Source organism: Pseudomonas nitroreducens TX1 (assembly GCF_000313755.1).
Taxonomy (GTDB): domain Bacteria; phylum Pseudomonadota; class Gammaproteobacteria; order Pseudomonadales; family Pseudomonadaceae; genus Pseudomonas; species Pseudomonas nitroreducens_A.
The window spans coordinates 1-3,060 of record NZ_AMZB01000020.1 but is presented as its reverse complement, the minus strand read 5'-3'; the positions used below and the strand labels follow the sequence as shown (position 1 = coordinate 3,060).

Here is a 3,060-nt window from a genome sequence, read left to right as displayed (position 1 = left end):
GGTCAGCTTCGCTGGCCGGGGGTTTTGTTTTTGCGCGCGGGAAAGTCGGGCCACTGCTGCGTATGCAATTCAGGCATGCCTCTATATGATGCGTGCCTGACTGTTGCGGGGGTGATATGCAGACCTTGCTAAAATTGCTGAGCGATGGCCGCTTTCATTCCGGAGAAGAGCTGGGTGCTCTCCTCGGGGTAAGTCGTAGTGCTGTCTGGAAGCGGCTCGAGGGCTTTGAGCGTGACTACGGTATGGTTGTGCAGCGAGTGCGCGGCCGGGGCTACCGCTTGGAAGAGCCCCTGAGCATCATCTCGCCCAGGCCCCACTCCGGCCCGTGGCCTCTCGATGTGCTGTTTTCGATCGATTCCACCAACGCCGAGGTTCTGCGGCGCCTCTCTGCTGGCGCCGAAGCGCCATTCGCTATTCTGGGTGAGCGCCAGACAGCTGGACGAGGGAGGCGTGGCCGGCAGTGGGAAAGCCCCTTTGGCGCCAACCTGTATTACACCTTGGGTATCACTGTACGCGGTGGTGCGCAGGAACTGGAAGGGATGAGCCTGGTGGTCGGTCTTGCGGTGGCGAAGGCCATCCAGGTGCTGGGTGTAAAGGACATCGGCTTGAAATGGCCCAATGACGTCCTCGTCGGTGGCAAGAAGATCGCCGGTATCCTGCTGGAGTTGACAGGGGATCCTGCTGACATCTGCAGCGTAGCGATCGGCATCGGCATCAATGTCAACATGCGCCGGGCGGACGCTATTGATCAACCCTGGACCTCGGTTCGAGAAGCGTTGGGCAGGCTCGTCGACCGCAATGAATTGCTGCAAGCGCTGGAGGGGCAACTTGCGCAGGCACTTTCCCGTCATCGCGAGCGCGGTTTTGCTGCCAGCCGGGAAGAGTGGGAAGCCCTTCACTTATGGCAGGGGCGGCAGGTTACGCTGTCCACTGTCGCCAATAATATCGTTGGGCGCGCCCTCGGCATCGATGAGAGGGGCGCGTTGCGCCTCCTGGTGGATGGCAAGGAGCAGAGCTACAGCGGAGGCGAGCTGAGTCTGAGGTTGTCGGATGATTCTTGAGTTGGATTGCGGAAACAGCCTGATCAAGTGGCGGGTCGTCAGAAAACACGATCTGGTGACCGTTGCTGGTGGCGTGGCTGATTCCGATCAGGATTTGCTTGCGCAATTGCGAGCGAGCGAGGTGGTGGATATCCGCTACTGCCGCATGGTCAGTGTGCGCAGTGAGCAGGAAACCGACGCGCTTCGTGTCGGCCTGGAGAGCGCCTTCCCGATTGCGGTGAAGATCGCGGCGCCGGCGCCCGAGCTGGGTGGGGTGCTGAATGGCTACCGTGAGTATCAGCGGCTCGGGATGGATCGCTGGCTGGCGCTGGTGGCTGGCCATTGTCTAGCAGGGCGTGGCTGTCTGGTGCTCGATCTCGGCACTGCGGTCACTTCCGATCTAGTCGATGCCGCTGGCAAACACCTGGGAGGCTATATAGCTCCGGGCATGCCCCTGATGCGCAGCCAGTTGCGCACCCACACCCGCCGTATCCGTTATGACGACGACGCGGCTCATGAGGCTCTGCAGAATCTGCTGCCAGGCCAGGAAACTTCCGAGGCTGTTGAGCGTGGCTGCGTGCTGATGCTGCGAGGGTTTGTGCGGGAGCAGATCGAACTGGCCAATAAACTGCTGGGTGACGATTGTGCGGTCTATCTGACTGGGGGCGATGCCGAGCTGGTCAAGGATGAGTCTGCTCGCGCCGTCGTGCTTCCGGATCTGGTATTTCTCGGCTTGGCGCTTGCCTGTCCGATCGAGTGAGTCTGATCGATGCGTTGGTTCTTCCTGTTCCTGCTCGCCCTCAATGTCTTCTATTACGTCTGGCATCAGCAGCAGGCGCCTCTCCGTGCCAAGGAGATAGCGCCGCTCAGTCTGTTCAAGAGTGAGCAGAAGAATATTCGCCTGCTCAGTGAGTCTGCCGAGGCGCCCCGGCGCCGTCAGGCTGAAGAAAAACCTGCGGCCCCTAATGCTTCTGCCTGCGTCTACCTAGGCAGCTTTCCCGCGGAGGATCGTGCGCAGCTGCTGGTTCAGCGCTTGCTGAGCCTGGACGTCCAGGCTTCCGTGCAGACAGTGGATGCTGCCGCTGGCGTCGATTACTGGGTTTATCTCCCGCCGCTGGCCTCGCGCCAGGCTTCGTTGTGGCAGCTGCGCGAACTGCAGGCACGCAAGATCGATAGTTACATCATCACCGAGGGCGACCTGACTGATGGGATCTCCCTCGGGATCTTCCAGCGCAAGGATTCCGCTGACAGCGTCGTCGAGCGCCTGAAGGCCGCCGGATATGATGCGCTGGTGCGCGAATTGGCTCGTTCGCAGCATGACTACTGGGCGCAGATCACTCCGGAGAGTGGGCGGCTGGTGGACGATTCTCTGGTCCGTCAGTTGGCGCCGGATTTCCCAGAATTGCAGAAGCAAACAATGCCGTGCAAAAACGTTGCAACCCCTCAGTAGTTTGAATAGAATGGCGCCCGCTTCACAGGGGTGGCCTGAAAGGGTCATGCAATGGAAGCCGTTGTCGAAGAGCTAAGCTCAAGTTTTTTAAAGAAAAACAGTTGACAACGCGGTGGCAGGCTGTAGAATGCCGCCTCACTCGGAGGGGTTCCCGAGCGGCCAAAGGGATCAGACTGTAAATCTGACGTCTCAGACTTCGAAGGTTCGAATCCTTCCCCCTCCACCAGTTTTCAAGCGTGAGCTGCAAGCTCCGCGGGTATAGTTCAGTGGTAGAACCTCAGCCTTCCAAGCTGATGATGCGGGTTCGATTCCCGCTACCCGCTCCAAGTTTGTTGCTGATGTCTTGCTCATGTAGCTCAGCTGGTAGAGCACACCCTTGGTAAGGGTGAGGTCAGCGGTTCAAATCCGCTCATGAGCTCCATCTCGCAAAGGCAGATATGAAAATATCTGCCTTTGTTTTAATGGTGACGTGACTTTCTCAATTCCTTACGGGAGGCGGTCAAGATGGCTAAAGAAAAGTTTGAGCGTAACAAGCCGCACGTAAACGTCGGCACCATCGGTCACGTTGAC

At 59.0% G+C, this 3,060-nt stretch carries 3 protein-coding genes, 3 tRNA genes and 1 pseudogene; all 7 read left to right on the top strand.

The genetic code is table 11. The features are described from left to right. Positions 1 to 116: 116 nt before the first annotated feature. Entirely contained in the window at positions 117 to 1,061 is a 945-nt protein-coding gene (birA, locus tag C167_RS0100190) for a bifunctional biotin--[acetyl-CoA-carboxylase] ligase/biotin operon repressor BirA (protein ID WP_017516276.1), read from the top strand. Then, entirely contained in the window at positions 1,051 to 1,800 is a 750-nt protein-coding gene (locus tag C167_RS0100185; protein ID WP_017516275.1) for a pantothenate kinase, read from the top strand. Before birA ends, C167_RS0100185 begins: the two co-directional genes overlap by 11 nt. A gap of 9 nt (positions 1,801 to 1,809) precedes the next feature. Beyond that, positions 1,810 to 2,490 carry an SPOR domain-containing protein gene (locus tag C167_RS0100180; protein WP_017516274.1) on the top strand — a complete coding sequence of 227 codons (681 nt, stop codon included), beginning with the start codon at positions 1,810 to 1,812 and terminating at the stop codon, positions 2,488 to 2,490. A 141-nt stretch (positions 2,491 to 2,631) separates the two neighbouring features. After that, a tRNA-Tyr gene (locus C167_RS0100175) sits at positions 2,632 to 2,716 on the top strand. 26 nt (positions 2,717 to 2,742) lie between these two features. Next, positions 2,743 to 2,816, top strand: a tRNA-Gly gene (locus C167_RS0100170). Positions 2,817 to 2,835: 19 nt separating this feature from the next. Next, positions 2,836 to 2,911 (top strand) — tRNA-Thr (locus C167_RS0100165). 83 nt (positions 2,912 to 2,994) lie between these two features. Then, positions 2,995 to 3,060: pseudogene (locus C167_RS34185) on the top strand (elongation factor Tu); the annotation flags it as partial.